Raw genomic sequence first — 22,151 nt, 5'->3', positions numbered from 1 at the left:
CGCTACCGCGACAGCTCACGTCGCCCTAGCGGCCATCGCAAACACTACAGAAGCGGGCAGGCGGTCACGCTGTTGCCGAGTTCGGCGCAAAGCCGCTCGTAATCGCGCAAGTAGGACCGCTCTGCTTCATCGAGCATCTCGAGGTCGATCAAATCCCAGTCGTATCCGACCGTCACGAGATTCTCGAATTCAACCGTTCCGCGCTCGTTCTCGTCCGGATGGATCACGACGATGTTCTCGATCCGCACGCCGCCCTTGTCGGCCACGTAGATGCCCGGTTCGACCGAGATCACGGCATTGGGCACGAGCGCGTAGTGCGAGCCCGGCGCGAACCGCACGCCGCCTTCATGCACGTGGATGCCGACGCCGTGCCCGGTGCCGTGATTGAAGTCGTAGCCGCGCGCGCGGCAGACCTCGCGCACCACCTCGTCGACTTCTTGCCCCGTGAAATCCGCCGGAAAACGCGTAACGAGCCCCTTGATGCATGCCTTGAGCGCGGTCGTATAGATCTCGCGCTGCCACGATTGCGCGTGCGTCGCGGCGTCGGTCTTGCGCAATACGACGCGCGTGCAGTCGGTCGCGAAGCCGCCCTCGTAATAGGCGCCGCTGTCGAGCAGCACGAGTTCGCCGTCCTCCAACGCGATGTCGCGGCTCGCCGCCGCGTAGTGCGCCAACGCGCTGTTGGCGCCATGCGCGGCGATCGTCGTGAACGAGAGCCCCACCGCACCGCGCGCGGCATAAGCATCGTTGATCTTGCGCGCGAGATCGTACTCGGAATGTCGCTGCCCCGGCTCGCCATACTTCGCCCAGCGCATCGTCTGCGCGATCGCGGCACTGCTGCGCGCGAACGCATCGCGGAACTGGCCGAGCACCTGCGGTGTCTTCGACGCCCGCATCGATTCGACCGGGCTGAAGTTCACGTGATGCGCATTCGCCCATACGCGCCGTAAGGCGTCGGGCATCGCGCAATTGATGAAATCGGCGCCGTAGCAGATGTAATCGACATCGAACAGCGCGAGAAAGCGGCCGAGCGCGCCGAGATCGTTTCGAAAAACCTGCAATTTCGGATAAGCATCGAGCTCGACCGGGCAGCCCTCGCAGCCCTCGGGCAAATACAGCGCGGCTTGATCGCCGACCACGAACAAGTAGCCGAGATGCGACGACGCGTTCGGCATGTGATAGCCACGACTGTTCAGCAAGTAGCCGATGTCGTCGGCCGCGCACGTGAGCCAGCACATGCATGCATCGGCCTCGCCCAGATGCCGACGCAAACGATCGTTGAGCTCGGCGATGTTGCTCGCCACAGCGAGACCCGTCGTCGATTCGGGCAATTCGAAGATCGGCCGCTTCACTTGCCAGCCCGGCAGCGCGATCGCACGATCGACTTCACGCGCGGCAAACCCGGTCCAACGCAGCGCGTTATGTTGCGTATCCTCGAACAGACGATCGCGCTGCGCAACGCTCATACGAAGCGCGTCGTAGCCGACCGAGCGCAGCGCGCTCGCATGCGTCGACAACCATGCCACGAGCGCCGACCAAATCGGCACGCCGAGTTCGAGCTTTTCGAGTTGCACGTGCGCCGTGTCGCACTGCGCCTCGGCTTGCAGGTGATAACGGCCGTCCACGAACAGCACGAAACACGGCACACCGATGCGCGCCGCCGCAGCTTTGCCCAGAAAGATCCCCGATCCCGCTGAGCCGTCGAAGCCCGACAAGGCGAAACGCTGGCTATTTCGGCGCGGCACGTATTCGCTAATGAATTCGTCTTGCGACGTCACGATGAGCGCGTCGATCTCGATGCGCTCGAGAAACGCGTCGAGACGCGCGTGCGTAGCGGCTACCGAAGGTTCGTAGGACGGAAGATCGGAAAAGTTGTATTGAAGTCGATCGATCATCGGATCTGCTCGTTCGGTCAATGCCTGCAGCGTTCGTGCCTGCCCCCTAGCGAAAGCTACCGTCGAGGTCAATTTACGTCAAGCTAAAATTTTGATGGGACTAAAAAAACGCGCGGCGGCAACAGCGGCGTTCGCGCCGGCATGGCGCGGTACAATGCGCGCTTTCGGTTGCCGGACAACCTGTATGGACGCGGATGTAACCGGCAAGCGGTGTGCCGGCCGCAGCATGTCCAAGCACGCCGAACCGCCGGCGTTTTCGGCACGCTCCGTCTAGAGGATTCATGGATTCGGATATCACCCACATCGGCCAACGCATAAGAGGGCTGCGCCGGGAATCGAAGATGACGCTGCTCGAAGTGGCAACGGCATCGAGCTTGTCGGTGGGATTCTTATCGCAGGTCGAGCGCAACCTGACCGGCATTTCCATCTCGTCGCTCGTCAACGTCGCGAAAGCGCTGAACGTGCCGCTCGGCACGCTGCTCGAACATCCTCGTCAAGCACAGCCCGATTCGCGCGAAGGGCGACGCGAATCGTACCGGGTCGGCCCGATGCGGCAGCGCTACGAGCGGCTTTCGACGACGTTCGACGGCAGTCTGCTCAACGCCGTCAAAGTGCAAATGCTGGAAGGCTACAGCTCCGAATGGGTCGCGCATGGAGGCGACGAATTCGTCTATGTGCTGTCCGGCAAGGTGCGCTATACGCTGCGCAAAAAAGACTACGAACTGACGGCGGGCGATTCGCTGCATTTCAATGCAGAGCATCGGCACCGCGTCGTCAATCTCGGACCGGGGCCGGCCGAGCTCATCGTCGTCGGCACGTTGCAACTGTTCGACGACGACCACGCGCAATTCGTGCCCCTCGCGCGCGCACCGAAGGCCCGTAGTACGGCGGCAGCGGCCAAGAAGACGAAAGCGGCCGCGCCGTCGCCGGCGAAACCGCGCGCGACACGCAAGCAAGCACCGGCAAAAGCGAAAACGACAACAAAGCCGAACGTGGCGGTGTCTACGAAAACCGCTCGCCCGAAGAGCGGCAAGCGGTAATGCCGGCAGGCACGCCGCTTGATCGCCGCGCCAGAATCACTCGGGCGCCGACACCGCCGCGCGCCGCACGTCGTCGCGCCGAACATGCTGAAGCACGATCACCGCAGCCATGACGGCGAGGATCGCGAGCGAGGCGGCGATGCGGTTCAAATTCAGCCCGCCTTGCGCGATCGGCTTGGTCAGCGTATCGCCGAGCGTCGCGCCGAGCGGACGCGTCAGTACATACGCTGCCCAAAACAGCACACCCACCGGAACGCGGCGCGAGAGACGCCACACGAGCGCAACGATGAGGAGCAGGCCCGCAAACACGAGCGCGCCGCGCTCGAAGCCGAGCCCCGCGCTATCGGCCGCGAAATCGCCGAGCGCGGTGCCGAGCGTGTTCGACACGAGGATCGTGACCCAATAGAACACCTCGTCGCGCGGCTTGACGATGCGGTCGTATTCGATACGGCCCGCAACGGCACGCCACAGCGCGAGCACGATCAACACGGCAAGCAACAGCAGTGCCGACGATAGGACGTAACCGAGGCCGACCGTGCGGTCGAGAAAGTCCGACGTCGTCGTGCCGACGGTCGTCGTTGCAACGACGACAGCCCAATAGGCCGCCGGATGATAGCTGCGCGAGCGAACTTGAATCGCGAGCGTCACGATGAAGAAGGCTAAAAAGATCAGCGTCGCGACGGCATAGCCGAGCTGCAAGGTCATTGAAAGCGCATCGCCGCCTGTTTCGCCGACGGTCGTCGCCAAAATCTTGATGAGCCAAAAAACAGCGGCCGCTTCCGGCACTTTACTGAGCCATGTCTCTCGTTCTCGATGCACGGCCAGGGAACTGCGTACGGTCATTCTGCGTTCTCCTAAGTAGAGTTCTGCGAATGCGCCGCATTATCGGCAGCTTTGCTTAAGGCATCCTTATCGGCATTGCACGCACATGCCGACCGCCCACCGCCCATCACCTACCGCTTGCCGGTGAGTTTCGTCCCCATCGAAGCGGCCACGCACTTGCGCACGGTGTCCCAGGTTCGCGTCGTGACGCTCTTGCTGAACGTCTTTTCGATCAAGGTCAGCGACGCAGGCGTCGCGGGGCTCGGCACATACGCTGCGAATGCATGGCGCTCGTCGATCGAAAAGACGGTGACGTCGTCCAACGCGAGCGGCAGCAATACCGCGTGCTCGGCTGCCTCGCGGAAAAACGTGACGATGCGTTTTGCGCCGGCGGGCAGGTCAAATGGCGCGTAAGGATCGGCATCGAGCATGGCTTGCAGATGATCGGTATCGCGCACGATCGTCAGAAACGTACGCCCGAGCCGAGCCTGCATCGCGGCTTCCGCCTTGCGTTCGATCGCAGCGCCTGATGTCGTTCGCGATCGGAACACGACATTCCCGCTCGACAACACCGTTTTGACCTCGTCGAATCCCGCCTCTTCGAATGCGAGCTTCAATTCGGGCATCTTTGCATTCATCGGACTGACACCGCGGAGAAAGGCAACGTATCGAGGCACGATAAAGGTCCTGGCGATAGTGGGAAGTCAGGAAGGATAACGCGGATGCGGCGGTCGGCAAGCCATGCAATCCATGCAATCCGATAGCAGCCCGTAAAAGCCGAATCGTCGCGGCGTCGCGCTAACATGTCGCCCTATCACCCGTATCGATGAGGGCCGCGCACCGCGGCGGCAACCAACGCGCATCTATCCCGATGGGCCGACGCGCGCACGCGCAACCAGAGACGGAGAAAAGCCGATGCAAGACGAAACGCCGAATGTGCCGCAACACGTGGAGCCGGAATCGAACGATGCCGATCGGCCGCAAAGTCCTGAACGCCGCCGCCTGCTCGGTGGCCTCGCCGCGGTAGGGATCGGGCTTGCCCTTCCCGCATGCACCACGGCGGGAAACTCGGCGCAACGCGGCGGCACGATCGCGCGAACGGCGGCCGACGAGAAAATCGACGCTGCCTTGCACGCGCGCGTGCGCCATATCGTCGTCATCTATGCGGAGAATCGCAGCTTCGCAAACCTCTACGGCCATTTTCCCGGCGTGCGTGCGCCGATCGACAGCGCTGTCGCCGCCGCGTCTTTGCAGCTCGATCGCGACGGCACGACGCCGCTGCCGCATCTGCCGAAGATCTGGGGCGGCCTCGTGCCGCAAGCGCAGCAAATCGGCATGACGCGCTACATGATCGGCCAAGAAGACATTACGCACTTGCCGAATCGGCCGTTCGTCGTGGCCGATGCGCGAGGCAAGCCGCTGCCCAACGCCGTCATCACGCGCGACTTGTGGCACCGCTTCTATCAGAATCAAATGCAGATCAACGGCGGGCGCAACGATCAGTTCGCCGCCTGGGCCGATTCGGGCGGCCTCGTAATGGGCCATTACCGCAATTCGGCACACACGCTGAAGCTTTGGAATCTCGCGCAGCAATACACACTGTGCGACAACTTCTTCATGGCCGCATTCGGCGGCTCCTGGCTCAATCACATCTTCTTGATTGCCGCGCAGGCGCCGTTCTATCCGAACATCGAAACGAGCCCCGCCAAGCATTTGGTTTCCGTGCTCGAAGGCGACGACCCGCTCGGCACGCGGCTCGAGCTCGCGCCCGAGAGCAAGCGATCCGCCCTCGACGGGCCGCCCAAATTCGTGCGAGACGGCTTATTCACGCCGGACGGATACGCCGTCAACACGATGGCGCCGCCCTATCAGCCGAGCTACGTCGCACCGGCGCCGGGTGGTAATCGCGCTTTCGCCGACCCAGCGAATCCACGCGTCATGCCGCCGCAAAGCTACGCCACCATCGGCGACCGCCTATCGGCGAAAGGCGTCGATTGGGCGTGGTACAGCGGCGCCTGGCAATACGCGCTCGAGCACCGCGACACCGGCATGACGCCCGATTTTCAATATCACCACCAGCCGTTCAATTACTTCGCTCAATTCGCGCCCGGTACGCCTGCGCGCGAGCGGCATCTGCGCGATGCGGGACTCGGCAACGATGCCTCGACGAACCGCTTCGTTGCCGATATCGACGCGGGCCGCTTGCCCGCCGTCGCGTTCTACAAGCCTCAGGGCAACTTGAACATGCATGCCGGTTACGCCGACATCGAATCGGGCGACCGGCATATCGCGCACGTCATCGATCGCATTCGCAACGGGCCGCAATGGGCCGACACCGTAATCATCATGACCCACGATGAAAACGGCGGATGGTGGGACCCCGTCGCGCCGCCGAAAGGCGATCGCTGGGGCCCTGGCTCGCGCATTCCCGCACTCGTGATCGCACCGTTCGCGAAGAAGGGCTTCGTCGATCACACGTTCTACGACACGAATTCGATCCTGCGCTTCATCGATCGCGTCCACGGCCTCGATCCGCTCGATGGCGTGGCGGCGCGCAATCGCGCGTTCGCCGAGCGCGGCGAGGCGCCGCCCGGCGACTTGACGGGCGCGCTCGACTTGGGTTGACTTCGGTCAGCGCGCCTTAGGTCAGCGCGTGACGCCTTGCACGCGGAACGTGCTGACCACGTCCGCGAGCAAACGCGCCTGCTCCTGCATCGACTGAGCGGCTCCGGCCGCTTCTTCGACCATCGCCGCGTTCTGCTGCGTCGTCTGGTCCATCTGTGCGATGGCGATGTTCACTTGCTCGATGCCGCGGCTCTGTTCTTCAGATGCCGCCGAGATTTCGCTGATGATGTCGGTCACCCGCTTGACCGAATGCACGAGCGACTGCATCTTGCTGCCCGCGCTCTCCACGAGCGTCTTGCCGCTCGCGACGCTGCCGACCGATTCCTCGATGAGCCCCTTGATCTCCTTGGCCGCTTCGGAGCTGCGGCGCGCGAGGTTGCGCACTTCGCCTGCGACGACCGCGAAACCGCGGCCTTGCTCGCCCGCGCGCGCGGCCTCGACCGCCGCGTTCAGCGCGAGGATGTTCGTCTGGAACGCAATGCCTTCGATGACCGAGATGATGTCGACGACGCGCGTCGAGCTCGCCGCGATGTTCTGCATCGTCGCTACGACCTGCTGCACCGCCTCCCCGCCTTCGCCCGCGATGCGAGACGTATCGGCCGCCATCTGATTGGCTTGACGCGCGTTGTCGGCATTCTGCTTGACCGTCGCCGTCAACTGCTCCATGCTCGCCGCCGTTTCGCCGAGCGATGCGGCTTGCTCTTCGGTGCGGGAAGACAAATCGAGATTGCCGGCCGCGATCTGCTGCGCGGCGTCCTTGATCGTATCCGTGCCGCCGCGAATGCGATGCATCGTCTCCGCCAGCCGATGCTGCATGCGCTGCATCGCGAGCACCATGCTGCCGCGATCGCCCTCGCGCACGATGACGTCCTGCGTCAGATCGCCGTCGGCGATCGTTTCGGCAACGGAAGCCGCGTAAGCGGGCTCGCCGCCCAGACTGCGCTGGACGTTGCGGATGATCATGACGAGCGCGATGGAGCTGATGCTGCCGATGACGAGAATGGTCAGCAGATAATCGAGCAGGCGCACGCGAAAGGCCGCATTGATGTCGTCGATGTAGACGCCCGATGCGACGTACCAATCCCAAGGCTCGAAGCGTCTGACATAGGAGATCTTCGGCACTTCGGTCGTTTTGCCGGGCAGCCGTGCCATGTAGTCGACGTAGCCTGAGCCATTTTCCCTTGCCACCTTCAGCATTTCGACGAACAAGTACTTGCCGTTGACGTCCTTGTAGTTGCTTTGGTCTTTGTTGACCAGAGCGGGCAGCACCGGATGCATGATCACGACGGTGTTTCCGTTCGTAATGAACAGATAGCCGTTGCCGGGATAGCGCATCGCGGCCAGCCGCGCCATCGCGCGGTGTTTGGCTTCGTCCTCCGAGATTTCGTGGCGCTCGGCCATTTGCTGAAACTGCGCGACCACGCTCACGCCGGCTTCCACGATGTTGCGGATCGCGGCCTTACGTCCCGCTAACATCGTCTCGCGCGTTTGCAGCGCGGCGAACCCGCCGAAGAACAACAGGCCGAGCCACATCACGAGCAAGGCCAATCCCAGTTTCTTACTTAGCGATAGACGATCCACTCTTCCCCCACAGGCAAAGCCGATGCTCGCCGGTTAGGCGTTGCGCTCGGCACGTCGTCAACAAATGGTTCCTCGCTGATTAACGGCGCGAAAACGCAATTCCACAGGTGGGGTTAGTTCGGAGTGCCAATCATTTTTCAATATGCATTTAAAAAAATATCAGACGTCAGGTCCATTGGCCAATAGCTCCGGCTTCCGCTCCATCACCGCCGCCCGCGCCAAGCCACGTAGGCGACACCCGCAATGACCATGAGCCCGCCCGTCACCGTCGTCAAGTGAAGGTGCTCGCCCGTCAACACGATCGACAATGCCGTTGCGACGGCCGGCACCAAGTACAAGAAGTTTGCGGCACGGGCCGCGCCGAAATAGCCGAGCGCGTAAGCCCACGTGGCATAGCCCAATGCGGCGGGAAATACGCCGAGCACGACCACGGCCTGCATCGTCTGTCCGGATGCGCGCGACAGTTCGGCCAGCGCGCCGGGTAGCCATGGCGCCAGCCATAGTGCGCCGGCCAGCAACGTATAGGCCGTGCAAGCGAGCGGGCCATAAACCGGAATCAAGGGCCGCTGCATGACGATGAACGCGGCCGAACAGATCGCGGCGATCAAGATGAGGCTGGCGCCCGCACCCGGCACGAGCCCGCCCGCCTGGCCGCTGGCGATGACCCCGATGCCGGCGAAGCTGAATACCGAGCCGAGCCACGCCCAGCGATTGAACCGCTCACCGAGAAACATCGTCGCGAACAGCGCCGTGAAAATCGGCATCGCGTTGACGATGAAGCTCGCTGCGCCGGGCGCGACGGTTGTCTCCCCCGTATTGAGCAACGCGTTGTAGATGGCAATGCCGAACAAGCCGCACGACGCGAAGCGCAGCCCATCGCGCGGCTTCGGTAATTTGGGCCGACGGTACGCCAGCCATGCCGCGATGAGCAGCGCGGCCGTGGCGAAACGCGCAGCCGCGAGATGCAGCGGCGTCAAGCCGTGCAGCCCGATCCGAATGAACGGAAAGGCACTGGCCCAAGCGACGATGGTAAAGGCGACCGCCGCCATGGCCAATCCTGCCGTGGCGGACGAGAAGAAGCGTGTGGAAGGGGCTGATGTATTCATGGAGAGATCATCGGTCGATTCGAGCTGTTAAGCTAGCGCACAAATCAACAGCAAGATGTGAATATGAAACACAGCACATCATCCTTGCGTCCGTCGTCACGTCCGCCGCTTGCCAGCCTCGAAGCGGTTTGCGTCGTGGCACGCGAAGGCTCGTTCAGTGCGGCGGCGCTGGCAACGGGCGTCACGCACGGCGCGATCAGCCGTCGCATCGGCGCCGTCGAAAACTGGCTCGGATACCCGCTCTTCGAGCGCCACGGGCGCGGCGTACGTTTGACGCCGGACGGGCAGCGGCTCGTCAGTCGCATCGATCAAGCGTTCTCGATCATCGACGGCGCGTCGGATCAATGGCGCCCCGCACGGCCGCCGCGCATCGTCAAAGTCAGCGTCACGCCCGCCTTTGCGCAGCTTTGGCTGTTCGATCGCTTGGCTGCGCTCGAAGCGGGGCCGCAACCGCTAGCGGTCGCCCTCGACGTCACGTACCGCAATGCCGACGTGGCCGCGGGCGAAGCCGACGTCGCCGTGCGTTGCAGCCGAGGCTACTCGCCCGGTCTCGATTCGCAACGGCTGTTTCCCGAGACGCTGTATCCCGTGGCAGCGCCCGCGATCGCCGCTCAACTCAGCGCGCGCAAAAGCGCTCAGTTGCTCGATTGGCCGCTGCTGCACGATTCCGACCTCACCGGGTGGCGCACGTGGTTCGCGGCGCAAGGCATCGCGTTGAAACCGCGGCCGCAGGATCGGCGATTCGAGGATTACAACGTGGTGCTGTCTGCCGCGCAGGCAGGCCTTGGTATCGCACTCGCGCGCGAACCGTTCTCGAATCGATGGCTCGCGCGAAGCGGACTGGTACGCATCGGCCGATTCGAAGTTGGGTCTCCGCTCGCCTATTACGTATTGACGGCGAAACGCGAAGCGCGGCCGGAAGTGCTCGATTTCGTCTGCCGACTCATGCAGGCGGCGGCGCAAAGCGCGTCGGCGTCCGCGCAGGGGAAGACGCGTTCTCAACGTGCTGTGGGTTAGGCCTTCCATGAGGCACGCACCGTAGACCCAGGGGACCGACGCCAAACACAGTCGAGCCTCGGCCTTAGAATGCCTTGACGTTCATATACCTTTGCAAGTATATTAACTGCATGGAATCAACCTTCGCCGTCATTGCCGAACCGAGCCGCCGCGCCATCCTGAGCCTGCTCGCAATATCCGAGTGCTCCGTGGGCGACATCGAGCAGGAATTGAGCCTCTCGCAGCCCTCGGTGTCGAAACATTTGCGCGTGCTGCGCGAAGCGGGCTTCGTCGAGTCGCGCATCGATGCGCAGCGTCGTTTGTATCGAATCCGACCCGAACCGCTGATGGAGGTCGATGCCTGGCTCGCGCAGTTCCGGCAATTCTGGTCCGTCCATCTCGATGCACTCGAACGCCATCTCGATGAAACGAATCCTCCACCCCGTAAAAAAGTAAAAGGTAAGAGACGATGAGCAAACGTGACGAATACAAGCCCGGCTCGGCCGCCGGCGCAGAAGTACGCAAAGATGGCGAAAAATGGACGCTCGTCGTCGTTCGCGAGTTGCGCCACGCTCCCGAGAAAGTGTGGAAGGCGTTGACCGATCCGGTCAGCCTGCGCGAATGGGCGCCGTTCGATGCCGATCGAAGCCTCGCCGCCGTCGGCCCCATCAAACTCTCGACAGTCGGCACGCCGACGCCGAATGTCAGCGAAACCGAAGTAACCCGCGCCGACGCGCCCCACTTGCTTGAATACCGCTGGGGCAGCAATGATCTGCGTTGGACGCTCGAGCCGCGCGGTGACGGCACACGTCTCACGCTCTGGCACAACATCGATCGCGGCTTCATTGCGATGGGTGCGGCCGGCTGGCACATTTGCTTCGACGTGCTCGACCGGTTCGTCGGCGAGGAGCCCATCGGGCGTATTGTTGGCGGTGAAGCGATGAAGTTCGAATGGCAACGCCTGAACACCGAGTACGCGAAGCAATTCGGCCTCTGAGCATCGGCGAAAACCGAGACCGATACAGCAACATCGAAAGCGCCGGGCGCGAGCAGTGTGCGTCCGGTTGTGCGAAACGCCCCCGTAGATTGATTTAAGTTGATAAAAACATGAAGAAATCGAGCGCGACCGAAAGCAAGCCGGACAGCAAGCAGGAAAGCAAGCCCGAAGGCAAACCGGCGTCCGAACTGATCGATGAACGCATCGCCCACCTCGGCGACTGGCGAGGCGAAGCCTTGAGCAAAATGCGAGCGCTCATCAAGGAGGCCGAACCCGAGGTCATCGAAGAATGGAAGTGGATGGGTACGCCCATATGGTCGCGCGACGGAATCATCTGCACGGGCGAGTCGTACAAGTCGATCATCAAATTGACGTTCTTCAAGGGCGCCTCGCTGAAAGATCCGACGAAGCTCTTCAACTCGAGCCTCGATGGCAATGTCAGACGCGCCATCGACATCCACGAGGGAGAAGAGATCGACGCGAATGCATTCAAGGCGCTCGTGCGCGAGGCCGTCGCCCTCAATGCAGCGAGTGCCAAGGCAAAAGCAAAGCCGAAGCGGGCCAAGCAATGAACGGCATGCACGCTTGCAAAACAGAAACCTCGGCGGCGCAACGCGTACCGCTTTATTGTCTTATCGTCGAATGAACGACAATGAGCGAACGGTCACCTCAAAAGCAATTCCGGCCCCGCAAAGCGCCAACGCAAATGCGCTCGGAAGAGAGCGTCGCATCGATCGTCGAGGCCGCGGCGCAGATACTCGAAAGCGAAGGATTCGAGGGATTCAACACGAACGCCGTCGCGCGCCGCGCCGGCGTCAGCATCGGTTCGCTCTATCAATATTTCCCCGGCAAGGACGCCCTGACGGTCGCGCTCATCCAACGCGAAACGAAGCGGTTCTATGACGACATGGCGGTCGCGCTGACCCAGCGAAGCGGCAAGGCGGCACTGGAATATCTGATCGGCGCCGCGGTGCGCCAGCAGTTGCAGCGTCCCATGCTGGCCAGATCGCGCGACATCGAAGAAGGCCGGACGGCATGGCGCTGCCGCCACTCAACGAGAGACGGACGACGACTGCTTTTACCCACACCATGAAGCTCAATCATTTGAGCTTTCCCTCCGCCAATACGGCCGTAACCGCGAAATTCTTCGAAGAGCAATTGAGCTTCACCATAGCCGGAACCTGGGAGCAATCGTATATCCTCAAACGCGCTGGTTTCGACGTCGTGATCGAACACGTCAGCACCCCCATCCCCCAATGGCCGCAAAACTTTCATCTTGGATTCGAATTGCCGGATCTTTCCGCAGTCCGCGTGTTGTATGAGCGCTTCAAGACGGAAGGCGTCGAGATGGAAACGGACATATTCAACAACGGCTGCGGTTCGCGTTTCTTTTGTCGAGAACCCGGCGGACTGATGTTCGAAATCAATACCCGCACGGACGCCGCGCCCGAGTATCAAGGAACGTTCGACAACTGACATCGCGGCCGCGCCGCTTTGCGGCACTCAGGTTGCTCGGGCCATTCGGGCCATTCGGGCGGTGTCGCCGCCCGACCGATGCTCGACATGCTCAGGGCAATCCCGCGCTTCAGATTTCCCTACCCCCAGCCGTTATACAAGCTGTTGGCACGCCTCCGCGCGCGCAGACGATACGGCCGACTCCAGGATTCAGAGCCTTGGGCGGCGATGCGTGCACAAACAGTCTGTCTGATGGCATGGAAAACCCTGAGATCGACCACGAAGACGAATACCGCGTGCCTGTCGGCGATTTGCATGTCGCCGTGATCCGGTACGACGCATGCGGCCAGCGGCGCTACATGAACCGCGCGGCCACGACCATGATGAGCGCCCTATTCGGCGGCTCGCGGGTCGTGCTCGCCGAATCGGAACTGCTGTCGCAGGCCACGCTCCAGCGGTATCTCGACGCCATTCGCGAAGTGGCGGCCACGGGCATCACGCGCGAACTGGAATTGACGTTCGACGGGCTGCCCACCGCGCAGCGCGAACACTACCTGGTGCAGCTCGTGACCGATCCGGTTCGAGACCACGATCCGGGCGTGCTGGCGCTCTGCTTCAACATCACCGCGCGCAAGCGCGCCGAAGCGAAACTGCGCGACCGGGAAGCGTTCCTCGAATCGCTGCTCGATACGATTCCCATCCCCGTCTTCTCCAAGGACAGGCAGGGACGTTATCTTCAACTCAACCGAGCCTTTCAAGACTTTCTGGGCATCCCGAAAGAACAATTCGTCGGCAAGACCGTATTCGAGGTAAATCCGCCCGAACTGGCGACCATCTATCTCGCCATGGACGAGGAGCTGTTCGCAAACGAAGGGATCCAGCGCTACGAATACAAGGCCAGGAACGCATCGAAAGAAGACCGGGACGTCGAGTACAGCAAAGCCGTTTTTCACGATGCCGAAGGCCGCCAGGCCGGCATCATCGGCGCGATTTTGGACATTACCGAGCGCAAACGCGCGGAAGTCGAGTTGCGGACGCAATACGACAAGATTCTGCAACTGAACAGGAGCCTCGAGGACAAAGCGCGCGAACTGTCCGAAGCGCGCGCGCGCCTGATGAACGTGCTCCATACCATTCCCGATATGGTTTGGCTAAAGAGCACGAGCGGTGTCTTTACGCTCTGCAATCACGGGGTCGAGCGGTTCGTCGGCAAGTCGAAAACAGAAATCCTCGGCAAGACCGATTACGATTTTTTCGACCCAGGATTGGCCGACTTCTTCCGCGAGCGCGAACGCGCGGCGATCGATGCGATGCGTATTTGCGTCAACGACGAATGGGTGGTCAGCCCCGCGACGGGCGAGCGCATCTTGCTGGAAATGCGCAGGCTTCCCGTATTCGATGCGCAGGGCGAGGTGACGGGCGTACTGGCCGTCGCGCGCGACATCACCGAGCGCCGGCGTTTCGACGAAACGCTGGCTCGGCGCGAGCGCGAGTTCCGAACCCTCGTCGAGCATTCGCCCGATACGGTCGCCCGCTACGACAGAAATCTGCGACGCCTCTACGTCAATCCCACCTTCGCGTCGCTTGCGGCTGGCGGGGTCGAAGCATTGCTCGGCAAGACGCCGTCGGAGTATCCGGGCGGACCGAATACCGTGCTCTACGAGCGCGAACTGGCCGAGGTGTTCGTCACCGGAAGCGATCGACAGTTCGAGTTGAGATGGCAACCCGCCGAGGGCGAGGAGCTATGCCAATTGATCCGGCTGACTCCGGAACTCGGCCCCGACGGCAAAGTGGAAACCGTGCTTGCCGTGGGGCGCGACATCACCGAGCTGCATGCGTCGCGAGAAAAGATTCATCGCATGGCGTATTTCGATGCGCTGACAGGGCTGCCGAATCGCACCTCGTTCAACGAAGCGCTGCGCCGGCTCACGCCTGCCTTCGCGCAAGATCGCTTGACGGCCGTGATGATGATCGATATGGATCGCTTCAAGAGCGTCAACGACACGATGGGCCACGCGGTCGGCGACGAACTGCTGCGCGAGGCGGCGGCACGCCTGATCGAGAGCGTGCGTCCCGGCGACACGGTCGCGCGCTTCGGCGGCGACGAGTTTGCCGTGCTGCTGCCCGATGTTCGCAACCGCCGCACGCTCGAACAGATCTCGGCAACGATCATCAAACGGTTCGGCGAGCGCTTCGTACTGAACGGCAAGGAAGTATTCATCTCGTGCAGCCTCGGGATGGCGCTCTATCCGATCGACAGCACCGATGCCGACGATCTGCTCAAGTACGCGGATTCGGCGATGTACTTGGCCAAGCGCTCGGGCCGCCAAGGTTTCCGCTTCTATACGAACGATTTGACCGTGGAAGCCGCGGCGAACCTACTGCTCGAAGCGGATCTTCGCCGCGCCATCGATCGCGGCGAGCTCGAGTTGCACTACCAACCTCAAGTAGCATTCCGCGATGCCGAAGTACTCGGTTCCGAGGCGCTGTTGCGATGGAATCGGCCGGGCTTCGGCTTTATTCCGCCCGATCAATTCGTGCCGGTCGCGGAAGAAACGGGCCTCATCGTCGACATCGGCCGATGGGTGCTGCGCGAGGCCTGTCGTGCCGCGGCGGAATGGAATACCGCCGGCGGCCCGCCCCACACTGTCGCCGTCAATCTGTCGCCGAGACAGTTTCAGGCGCGCGGCTTGGTGGCGACCGTCGAGAAGATCCTCGCCGAAACGGGTTGCCGGCCAGAATGGTTGGAGCTCGAAATCACCGAGAGCTTACTGTTGGACGAAGACGATTCGGTGGGCCACGCGCTATCCGCATTCAAGCGCATGGGACTATCGATCGCAATCGACGATTTCGGCACCGGCTACTCGGCACTCAGCTATCTGACTCGCTTTCCGATCGATACGCTCAAGATCGATCGGACCTTCGTGCAAAAGGTCACCACCGATCGTCGCCATGCCGAGCTCGTCAAGGCGATTCTCTCCATCTCTCGCTGCCTCGGACATCGCGTCGTGGCCGAAGGCGTCGAAACGATGGAGCAAGCGGCCTTTCTCAACGTTTACGGTTGCGAGGTCGCGCAGGGCTTTCTCTATAGCAAGCCGCTGCCGCGACGTGAGATCGCGTTGCTGCCGCGCTATTTGACGCCGCATACGCATGTCGAGGCGCCCGTGGACGTAGAGAGCGGCGCACGCTGACGGGATAGAAGGTCACGCTTCGCCTTTCGCGCTCGCCTGCCCCGTCAATCGCCCCAGAATGTCCTGCGTATGCTCGCCGATCTTGGCGAGCGCATGCCGCACGCCGGGGCGCCGCCCGCCCATCGCCAACGGAAGCAGAACGACATCGGTCGTACCGCCGTCGTCGGTCGTCATCGGCACGAGCCCGCCGCTCGCTTTCAAATGCGGATCGTCCAACAATTGCTCGGGCCGCACGATCGGCGCATACGGAATCCCCGCGGCTTCAAGCTTCGGCACCAGCGCATCGACGCGCTGAAGCTTCAGGCTGCCGGCCAATTGCGGAATCAATTCGGCGCGCGTGGCCACGCGCTGAGCGTTGCTCGCAAAGCGAGGATCGGCGGCAAGATCGTCGCGTTCGAGCACGCCGCACAGCGCGACGAATTGCTTGTCGCTGACCGCGCCGATGAACAGTTGCTCATCCTGTGCAAGCGCGAACACGTCGTAGACGCTCCACGCCGAGACACGCGCCGGCATCGGCGGCAGCGGTTGATGCGTCATTGCATATTGCTGCATGTGCTGAGAACACAGGAACACGCAGTTCTCGAACAACGCGCTCTGCACTTCTTGCCCGCGCCCCGTGCGATCGCGTTCGCGCAGCGCGGCCAAGATGCCGATCGCGCCGAACATGCCGCCCATGATGTCGTTCACCGACGCACCCGCGCGCAACGGACGCCCGACCGGCCCCGTCATATAAGCCAAGCCGCCCATCATCTGCACGACTTCGTCGAGTGCGAGCCGTTTATCGTAGGGTCCCGGCAAGAAGCCCTTGTGCGCGGCATAGACGAGCCGCGGATAGCGCTTGGACAATGTCTCGTAATCGAGCCCGAACTCACGCATGAGGCCTGGCCGGAAGTTCTCGATCACCACGTCGCACTCGCCGATCAAATCGACGGCCGCGGCCTGGCCCGCCGGCGTGGCAATGTCGATGACGACGCTTTTCTTGTTGCGATTGAACGTGCGAAAGAATCCGATCCCGAGGCCAGGCAAACGGCGCGTCTTGTCACCGCCTGGCGGTTCGATCTTGATGACCTCGGCCCCGAGGTCGGCGAGGATCATGCCGCACGTCGGCCCCATGACCATGTGCGTGAATTCGACGACGCGGATACCGTCGAGCGGAAGCGAGGAAACCGTGCTCATCGGAGGGCGGCCGCAAAATCGTCGGACGAACGAACGGTAAAGGTCTTCGGCAAGCCGGCACGCGACAAGCTGCCATGCAGCGTTTCGTTCGGCAACCATCGCGCGAGATCGGCGTGCAGCGCGAGTAAATCTTTGATGTCGATTCCGGTTTCGATACCCATCTCGCTGAGCATGAATGCAAGATCCTCGGTCGATGCATTGCCGCTCGCCCCCGGCGCATGCGGGCAACCGCCGATTCCGCCCAGCGATGCGTCGAAGCGGGCGATGCCGGTTTCCATCGCCGCATAAACGTTGGCCAGCGCAAGCCCGCGCGTATCGTGGAAATGCGCGCATGCAAGCCGCTCGCCCGCAACGCGCCGCGCCTTCTCGAACAAGGCGCGCACGGCACCTGGCCCGGCATAGCCGACCGTATCGGCCAAACCGACGTGATCGGCGCCGGCATCGAGCACCGCTTGCAGGCAGCGCAGCACTTCATCGTGCGGCACCTCGCCCTGGATCGTGCAACCGAACGCCGTGCTGATGCCGACCTCGATCCGCGTCTTCGATCCCGCTGCGTCGCGTGCCGCGCGCATGCGTGCGACCTCGGCTACGACTTCGTCAGGAGTCCTACGTAAATTCGCGAGACTGTGCGCGTGGCTCGCCGAAAGCGGAACGAGCATGGCATCCGCGTGCGCTTCGAGCGCGCGTTCGGCGCCCTTCAAGTTCGGCACGAGCACGGACACGACGAGGCCCGGCAGCGTCCGGGCAAATTCGACGACCGCGGCCGTATCGGCCAATTGCGGCAGCAATCGAGCGGGAACGAACGAACCCACTTCCATTTCGCGCTGACCGGCGTCGTAGGCGCGCCGAATCCACTCGCATTTGAGCTCGATGGGCAGAATCGTTTCGATACTTTGCAGGCCGTCACGCAATCCGACTTCTCGGATGACGGCACGCGATGGGAACGGCGTCATGAACCCTGTCTCCTGTTTGGCGGCCGACGGCTTGCGCGCCGGCTCTCCGCTTGCTAACTTTAGACATTCCCGCCAAACCATCAAGCGTTATTTTGGAAGCGGAAGCATTCCTGATCGGAAACCCATAAAACCTACCACACCGAGCCGAGCATCCGATGCGCGACATCGACCTTAAAACACTGCGCCTGTTCGTAGCCGTGTGCGATCACCGCAATATGGCGCGCGCCGCCGAAGAAATGCATATCGAGCCGTCGGCAATCAGCAAGCGCATTGCGCAGCTCGAAAGCGATCTGGGTGTGCCCTTGCTCGTGCGAGCGCGCCGAGGCGCGCAGCCGACACCGGCGGGCATCGTTCTGCTCGAGCATGCGCGTAGCGCGCTGTTTACGATGGAGCGGATCGTCACCGACGTCGCCGGGTTCAAACGTGGGCTAGTCGGCAGCGTGACAGTGTGCGCTTCCGCATCGGCTATCGCCGAGACACTGCTCGACGATATCGCCGCGTTCATGCGGCAGCCCGAGCACGAGAACGTCAAGGTCAGCGTCGAGGAACACATTTCGCTCGAAATCGTTCGTCGCGTGCGCGACGGCGAAACGTCGATCGGTGTGTGCTGGGACAACCTCGACCTACAAGGGCTAACGCATTGCCCCTATGGGCAAGACCACCTCGCGCTGGCCGTGCATCCCGACCATCCGCTGGCGCGTCATGCCTCGCTCTCGCTCGAACAAACGCTCGATTTCGAGCACGTGGGTATGCCGCCTTCCACGGCCGTGCATACGATGCTGCGGCGCGCCGCGACGGCGATCGGGCGCAGCGTGTCATATCGCATGATCGTCTCGACGTTCGATGCGACGTTCCGATTGGTGGCGGCCAATCTCGGCATCAGCGTCGTGCCGGCCGAAGTCGGTCGCACCTATGCGCAAATCTTCGACATGAAAGTCGTGCCGCTGACCGATGATTGGGCCGCGCGACGATTCGCGATTTGTTTTAAGGACTACGAAGCATTGCAGCCGGCCGCGCAGCGGCTCGTCGATCATTTGACGAGGCGGGGGCGGCAAACGTAGGCGGGGCGCTGCAGAGGAGCAAGCAGGCGCGCTTTTCGCCTATTGCATCTGCCGCATCCATCATTCGCCGGGCGCACCGACTCGCGCCGGCCCAGTTCCCGGCGAAGTCGAAGAACCCGCCCCCCTACCGCTTCGCGCCGTGCCCGCCAGCGAATGACCGTCGCCGCTGCCTTGGTTCATCTGCGTGTCGAAACCTTGCTTGACCCCTTCGCCGAACCCGGTACGCGCCGACGCCATCTGCGCGCCGATCCACGAGAACAGATTATCGGGCAGCACGTGCACGAGGCTGAATGCCGAATTGCACAGCGTCTGGCACATGCCCACGTAAAGAACGACGAAGCCCATGAGGGTGGCAATTCCAGCCGTCGAGCCGAACTGAGCGTTCGCCATCGCCACGCCGAACATCGTATTGAGCAAGCCGCCGAGCACGATCACGCTTGCGCCTGCCAGCAAAAAGCCGAACACCATGACCACCGGACGCAGCATCACGTTCAACAAGAACACATAACCGTGCTGCGTGCGCTGCCCGAGACCTTCGCCGTCGCCATCGAGGTGCGTCATCGCCCATAGTGGCGATGCCACCATCGCCTCCGCCACCACCATGAACCACGACACAACGCCGCCGAACCAAACGATGAACGGCAACATCGGCAAATAGACGGACAGCGTCACGCCGAAAAACAGCAAGGTGACCGCCATTGCGATGACGAACGGTGCGACGAGCGAAGTGGCGGGCGGGCTCCCGCTACCCGTCGCCCCCGTTGCGCTCTTGCCTGACGGCGCGGCAACTCGATCTATGCGAACGACTCGTCCGTTTACCGATGGGCGTCGTCATCGTGACGGGCCCGACCGGCAGCGGTAAAACGACGACACTATTCAAGCTCATGAAGTACCAGGCGCAGATCTTTCCGGAGGCACGGCAGATCACGATCGAGGATCCGCCCGAATATCCGCAGCCCTGGGCCATCGCATTGGCCGCCAACGGCGAAGACTTTCGCGACATGGTACGCATGACGCTGCGGATGGACCCCGACATCGTCCTGCTCGGCGAAATCCGCGCGGCCGACGAAGCCGTCGCAGCCCTTCAAGCCGCCATGACCGGGCACTTCGTCTGGACGACGTTGCACGTCACCGACGCCTACAAATCGATCCCTCGCCTGGAAATGCTCGACCGCGAACGCCTGGCCCGCTCGCAAATCTGCGATCACGAGTTGATCGTCGGCATGGTCGCGCAGCGTGTGGTGCCGGTGCTTTGCCCTCATTGCAGCGTTCCGCTGCATCAAGCCCGCGACGCGCTGCCTGCCTACATGGTCGATGCGCTGCGTACGTGGGGCGACATGTCGAGAGTGCGCGTGCGAGGCCTCGGCTGCGCAACTTGCCACGGCGACAAGATCAGCGGGCGGCAAGCCGTCGCCGAAATCGTCATCACCGATGAAGCATTCATGAGCGACTTCCTCACGCACGGCCTGCTCGTCGCCCGGCGCAATCATCGCCGCAAGGAAGGCTCCGACAAATCGATGCTCGCCAACGCGATCGATCTGGTCCTCGCCGGCTATGTCGATCCGCTCGACGTTCATCGAAATGTACACAAACTCGACGCAAAGACGGAGGAACTATGAGTTCGCGCTTGTCCTGGTCATCGCGCAAAAGGCTGTATGAGCAGGCGTCCAACCAGCTCGACAACGGCCGTACGCTCACAGAGATCCTCGCCGATTATCGTGACCGGCTCAATCGCCGCGGACGAACGCACGCGGCGGAGGCCGCACACCGCGTATGGCGCAAGGTTATCGACGGTGAAACGCTCATTCAAGCGATGATCGGCAGCCTGACCGACCTCGAACGCGGCGTGCTCGCTTCCGGAGAGAAAACCGGCCAACTCTCCAATGCGATGCGCCTCATCCTCGACGTTCGCGAGCGAACCGCGCGCATGCGGCGAAAGCTTCAGGCCAGCTTCTTCGCCCCCATGATGTATCTATTTTCCTTGTATGCGGTGCTCTTCGTGATCGGCGATTACATCGTCCCGCAGTTCACGGCCGCGGTGCCATTGAGCAAGTGGACCGGTTGGGCCTATGCCTTGTATGTCATGGGCCAGTTCGCTGTCGGCTGGACGGGACCAATATTGTTTGCACTCCTAATCATCTGTGCGGCGCTGACCTGGTGGTCGTTACCCCGATGGACGGGCCATCAAGCGATGCCGGGGCGAGCCTTATTCGATAAATACGTGATGGCGTTTTCCGTTTATCGCGAGATCGTAGGCTTTGCATGGCTGCTTTCGTTTGCCGCACTGTTGCGCGCGGGCGTATCCGATACCGAAGCGCTGACCAGTCAGATCCTGACGTCGACGCCCTGGCAAGCATCCCGGCTGCGGCCGATATTCGGCGGCTTGAAGAACGGCTTGAAGATGGATGCGGCGATGCGGCGCTCGGGCTATGAGTTTCCTTCGCTCGATCTCATCGACGAGATCGGCGCCTATGTCGGTTATCCGGATTTCCCGGAGAAGATGGAAGTCGTCGCGCGGCAATACGCCGAAACGCTGGAAAGAAAGTTGATGTTCAAAGGCGTGCTGATTTCAGCGTTCTTTTCCGGCTTGATGTTCTTTGCCTTCTTCGTGCTGCAGCTCGGCACCAATGAGATTTCTTCGATCCTATCTTCCTCGATGGGAACGATGTGAGTTGTGTTTGACCTTTAACGCTATGGGAGATTATTCATGGATGGGATTCTAGGCCGGGTCGTCGCGATCGTGCTCGGACTGCTGGCGCTGGCCGGCGTGGGCCTTGCCGGCTACAAGGCGTTCGCAGCCAGCAAGAGCAGTACCGTCACCACCGACATCACGCAACTCGTCACCAACGCGCGATCGCAGTTCTCGCAAAACAACAACGGCTACACGAATTTCCTGACGGGCAATGCCACCGCATTGGAAAACGCGGGCATCATCCCGAGCGACATGGTGCGTGTCGCCGGCGTTACCGATGCCTGGGGCAATGCCGTGACGCTCGGCAACGCCGGCAGCGCTACCGAAGGCACGATCGCTTTCGGCGGCGCCGGCTCGGAAACGATTGAACAATGTTCAACTGTCGTCACGAGCCTGAAAGACTACGTGACACTGGTAGTGGGCGGCACCACGTTTACGCAGGCCACCCAGCCGGACGCAGTATCCGCGGCCACCGCCTGCAACGCCGGGCTCGGGATCGTACTGACCTTTCAATGATCGATGCCTTCGACGTCACCTCCAATGCGTTCGATTGGCCCGGAC

The 22,151-nt window shown here is 62.2% G+C and carries 20 protein-coding genes and 1 pseudogene; 13 read left to right on the top strand and 8 right to left on the bottom strand.

From position 1 onward, the window contains the following. Positions 1–44: 44 nt before the first annotated feature. Positions 45–1,895, bottom strand: coding sequence for a M24 family metallopeptidase (locus J3485_RS21585; RefSeq protein ID WP_206956361.1), 1,851 nt, complete (start codon positions 1,893–1,895; stop codon positions 45–47). A 281-nt stretch (positions 1,896–2,176) separates the two neighbouring features. Between J3485_RS21585 and J3485_RS21580 the strand changes: the two genes are divergently transcribed. Next, positions 2,177–2,935: a helix-turn-helix domain-containing protein gene (locus tag J3485_RS21580; RefSeq protein ID WP_206956360.1), complete on the top strand. Its 759-nt coding sequence runs from the start codon at positions 2,177–2,179 to the stop codon at positions 2,933–2,935. Between the two features lie 36 nt (positions 2,936–2,971). Here the strand turns inward: J3485_RS21580 and J3485_RS21575 are convergent, their stop codons facing one another. Further along, positions 2,972–3,778 carry a COG4705 family protein gene (locus J3485_RS21575; RefSeq protein WP_206956359.1) on the bottom strand — a complete coding sequence of 269 codons (807 nt, stop codon included), beginning with the start codon at positions 3,776–3,778 and terminating at the stop codon, positions 2,972–2,974. Between the two features lie 110 nt (positions 3,779–3,888). Then, positions 3,889–4,434, bottom strand: coding sequence for a DUF1697 domain-containing protein (locus J3485_RS21570; protein WP_206956358.1), 546 nt, complete (start codon positions 4,432–4,434; stop codon positions 3,889–3,891). Positions 4,435–4,672: 238 nt separating this feature from the next. Between J3485_RS21570 and J3485_RS21565 the strand changes: the two genes are divergently transcribed. Continuing rightward, positions 4,673–6,382: an acid phosphatase gene (locus tag J3485_RS21565; protein WP_206956357.1), complete on the top strand. Its 1,710-nt coding sequence runs from the start codon at positions 4,673–4,675 to the stop codon at positions 6,380–6,382. Positions 6,383–6,403: 21 nt separating this feature from the next. Here the strand turns inward: J3485_RS21565 and J3485_RS21560 are convergent, their stop codons facing one another. Continuing rightward, positions 6,404–7,963, bottom strand: a complete 1,560-nt coding sequence (locus tag J3485_RS21560) for a methyl-accepting chemotaxis protein (RefSeq protein WP_309477069.1) — start codon at positions 7,961–7,963, stop codon at positions 6,404–6,406. Between the two features lie 203 nt (positions 7,964–8,166). Continuing rightward, the gene (locus tag J3485_RS21555; protein ID WP_206956356.1) at positions 8,167–9,069 is read right to left on the bottom strand and encodes a DMT family transporter; all 903 of its coding nucleotides are present in this window, start codon (positions 9,067–9,069) and stop codon (positions 8,167–8,169) included. A gap of 63 nt (positions 9,070–9,132) precedes the next feature. Here J3485_RS21555 and J3485_RS21550 point away from each other — a divergent pair, with 63 nt between their 5' ends. The 7 genes and pseudogenes from J3485_RS21550 (at position 9,133) to J3485_RS21520 (ending at position 15,708) form a co-directional block, all read left to right on the top strand. Further along, positions 9,133–10,086, top strand: a complete 954-nt coding sequence (locus tag J3485_RS21550; RefSeq protein ID WP_206956355.1) for a LysR substrate-binding domain-containing protein — start codon at positions 9,133–9,135, stop codon at positions 10,084–10,086. Between the two features lie 110 nt (positions 10,087–10,196). Further along, a complete protein-coding gene (locus J3485_RS21545) occupies positions 10,197–10,538 on the top strand; it encodes an ArsR/SmtB family transcription factor (protein ID WP_206956354.1) in 342 nt (113 codons plus the stop codon). Beyond that, the gene (locus tag J3485_RS21540) at positions 10,535–11,062 is read left to right on the top strand and encodes an SRPBCC family protein (RefSeq protein WP_206956353.1); all 528 of its coding nucleotides are present in this window, start codon (positions 10,535–10,537) and stop codon (positions 11,060–11,062) included. The genes J3485_RS21545 and J3485_RS21540 overlap by 4 nt, the downstream gene beginning before the upstream one ends. 110 nt (positions 11,063–11,172) lie before the next feature. After that, positions 11,173–11,634 carry a DUF1801 domain-containing protein gene (locus J3485_RS21535; protein WP_206956352.1) on the top strand — a complete coding sequence of 154 codons (462 nt, stop codon included), beginning with the start codon at positions 11,173–11,175 and terminating at the stop codon, positions 11,632–11,634. 80 nt (positions 11,635–11,714) lie between these two features. Then, positions 11,715–12,104 (top strand): annotated as a pseudogene (locus J3485_RS21530) (TetR/AcrR family transcriptional regulator); the annotation flags it as partial. 47 nt (positions 12,105–12,151) lie between these two features. Continuing rightward, the gene (locus tag J3485_RS21525) at positions 12,152–12,538 is read left to right on the top strand and encodes a VOC family protein (protein ID WP_206958263.1); all 387 of its coding nucleotides are present in this window, start codon (positions 12,152–12,154) and stop codon (positions 12,536–12,538) included. 236 nt (positions 12,539–12,774) lie between these two features. Further along, positions 12,775–15,708: a bifunctional diguanylate cyclase/phosphodiesterase gene (locus J3485_RS21520; RefSeq protein ID WP_206956350.1), complete on the top strand. Its 2,934-nt coding sequence runs from the start codon at positions 12,775–12,777 to the stop codon at positions 15,706–15,708. Positions 15,709–15,720: 12 nt separating this feature from the next. Here the strand turns inward: J3485_RS21520 and J3485_RS21515 are convergent, their stop codons facing one another. Then, positions 15,721–16,884, bottom strand: coding sequence for a CaiB/BaiF CoA transferase family protein (locus J3485_RS21515; protein ID WP_206956349.1), 1,164 nt, complete (start codon positions 16,882–16,884; stop codon positions 15,721–15,723). Next, positions 16,881–17,837 carry a hydroxymethylglutaryl-CoA lyase gene (locus J3485_RS21510; protein ID WP_206956348.1) on the bottom strand — a complete coding sequence of 319 codons (957 nt, stop codon included), beginning with the start codon at positions 17,835–17,837 and terminating at the stop codon, positions 16,881–16,883. The genes J3485_RS21515 and J3485_RS21510 overlap by 4 nt, the downstream gene beginning before the upstream one ends. 155 nt (positions 17,838–17,992) lie before the next feature. Here J3485_RS21510 and J3485_RS21505 point away from each other — a divergent pair, with 155 nt between their 5' ends. Then, complete coding sequence (locus J3485_RS21505; RefSeq protein WP_206956347.1) at positions 17,993–18,898, top strand: LysR family transcriptional regulator; 906 nt, start codon at positions 17,993–17,995, stop codon at positions 18,896–18,898. A gap of 60 nt (positions 18,899–18,958) precedes the next feature. Here J3485_RS21505 and J3485_RS21500 read toward each other — a convergent pair whose 3' ends face one another. Next, positions 18,959–19,597: a DotA/TraY family protein gene (locus tag J3485_RS21500; protein ID WP_206956346.1), complete on the bottom strand. Its 639-nt coding sequence runs from the start codon at positions 19,595–19,597 to the stop codon at positions 18,959–18,961. A gap of 14 nt (positions 19,598–19,611) precedes the next feature. Between J3485_RS21500 and J3485_RS21495 the strand changes: the two genes are divergently transcribed. From J3485_RS21495 to J3485_RS21485, 3 genes are read left to right on the top strand one after another with little or no spacing between them, the layout of a single operon-like run. Further along, entirely contained in the window at positions 19,612–20,517 is a 906-nt protein-coding gene (locus J3485_RS21495; RefSeq protein ID WP_309477068.1) for an ATPase, T2SS/T4P/T4SS family, read from the top strand. Continuing rightward, positions 20,514–21,569, top strand: a complete 1,056-nt coding sequence (locus J3485_RS21490; protein WP_206956344.1) for a type II secretion system F family protein — start codon at positions 20,514–20,516, stop codon at positions 21,567–21,569. Before J3485_RS21495 ends, J3485_RS21490 begins: the two co-directional genes overlap by 4 nt. Before the next feature lie 36 nt (positions 21,570–21,605). Next, positions 21,606–22,106: a prepilin type IV pili gene (locus J3485_RS21485; RefSeq protein ID WP_206956343.1), complete on the top strand. Its 501-nt coding sequence runs from the start codon at positions 21,606–21,608 to the stop codon at positions 22,104–22,106. Positions 22,107–22,151 lie beyond the last annotated feature (45 nt).

Source organism: Trinickia acidisoli (genome assembly GCF_017315725.1).
Taxonomy (GTDB): Bacteria; Pseudomonadota; Gammaproteobacteria; order Burkholderiales; family Burkholderiaceae; genus Trinickia; species Trinickia acidisoli.
Note: the sequence above shows the minus strand (reverse complement) of the source record. Positions and strands in the feature narration are given on the sequence as shown.

Excerpts from the sequence above, each read along its gene's own strand:
- J3485_RS21555 (WP_206956356.1), bottom strand. The coding sequence starts at position 9,069 with ATGAATACATCAGCCCCTTCCACACGCTTCTTCTCGTCCGCCACGGCA.
- J3485_RS21575 (WP_206956359.1), bottom strand. The coding sequence starts at position 3,778 with ATGACCGTACGCAGTTCCCTGGCCGTGCATCGAGAACGAGAGACATGG.
- J3485_RS21580 (WP_206956360.1), top strand. The coding sequence starts at position 2,177 with ATGGATTCGGATATCACCCACATCGGCCAACGCATAAGAGGGCTGCGC.
- J3485_RS21510 (WP_206956348.1), bottom strand. The coding sequence starts at position 17,837 with ATGACGCCGTTCCCATCGCGTGCCGTCATCCGAGAAGTCGGATTGCGT.
- J3485_RS21515 (WP_206956349.1), bottom strand. The coding sequence starts at position 16,884 with ATGAGCACGGTTTCCTCGCTTCCGCTCGACGGTATCCGCGTCGTCGAA.
- J3485_RS21505 (WP_206956347.1), top strand. The coding sequence starts at position 17,993 with ATGCGCGACATCGACCTTAAAACACTGCGCCTGTTCGTAGCCGTGTGC.
- J3485_RS21550 (WP_206956355.1), top strand. The coding sequence starts at position 9,133 with ATGAAACACAGCACATCATCCTTGCGTCCGTCGTCACGTCCGCCGCTT.
- J3485_RS21525 (WP_206958263.1), top strand. The coding sequence starts at position 12,152 with ATGAAGCTCAATCATTTGAGCTTTCCCTCCGCCAATACGGCCGTAACC.
- J3485_RS21565 (WP_206956357.1), top strand. The coding sequence starts at position 4,673 with ATGCAAGACGAAACGCCGAATGTGCCGCAACACGTGGAGCCGGAATCG.
- J3485_RS21585 (WP_206956361.1), bottom strand. The coding sequence starts at position 1,895 with ATGATCGATCGACTTCAATACAACTTTTCCGATCTTCCGTCCTACGAA.
- J3485_RS21535 (WP_206956352.1), top strand. The coding sequence starts at position 11,173 with ATGAAGAAATCGAGCGCGACCGAAAGCAAGCCGGACAGCAAGCAGGAA.
- J3485_RS21540 (WP_206956353.1), top strand. The coding sequence starts at position 10,535 with ATGAGCAAACGTGACGAATACAAGCCCGGCTCGGCCGCCGGCGCAGAA.
- J3485_RS21485 (WP_206956343.1), top strand. The coding sequence starts at position 21,606 with ATGGATGGGATTCTAGGCCGGGTCGTCGCGATCGTGCTCGGACTGCTG.
- J3485_RS21490 (WP_206956344.1), top strand. The coding sequence starts at position 20,514 with ATGAGTTCGCGCTTGTCCTGGTCATCGCGCAAAAGGCTGTATGAGCAG.
- J3485_RS21500 (WP_206956346.1), bottom strand. The coding sequence starts at position 19,597 with ATGGCGGTCACCTTGCTGTTTTTCGGCGTGACGCTGTCCGTCTATTTG.
- J3485_RS21545 (WP_206956354.1), top strand. The coding sequence starts at position 10,197 with ATGGAATCAACCTTCGCCGTCATTGCCGAACCGAGCCGCCGCGCCATC.
- J3485_RS21520 (WP_206956350.1), top strand. The coding sequence starts at position 12,775 with ATGGAAAACCCTGAGATCGACCACGAAGACGAATACCGCGTGCCTGTC.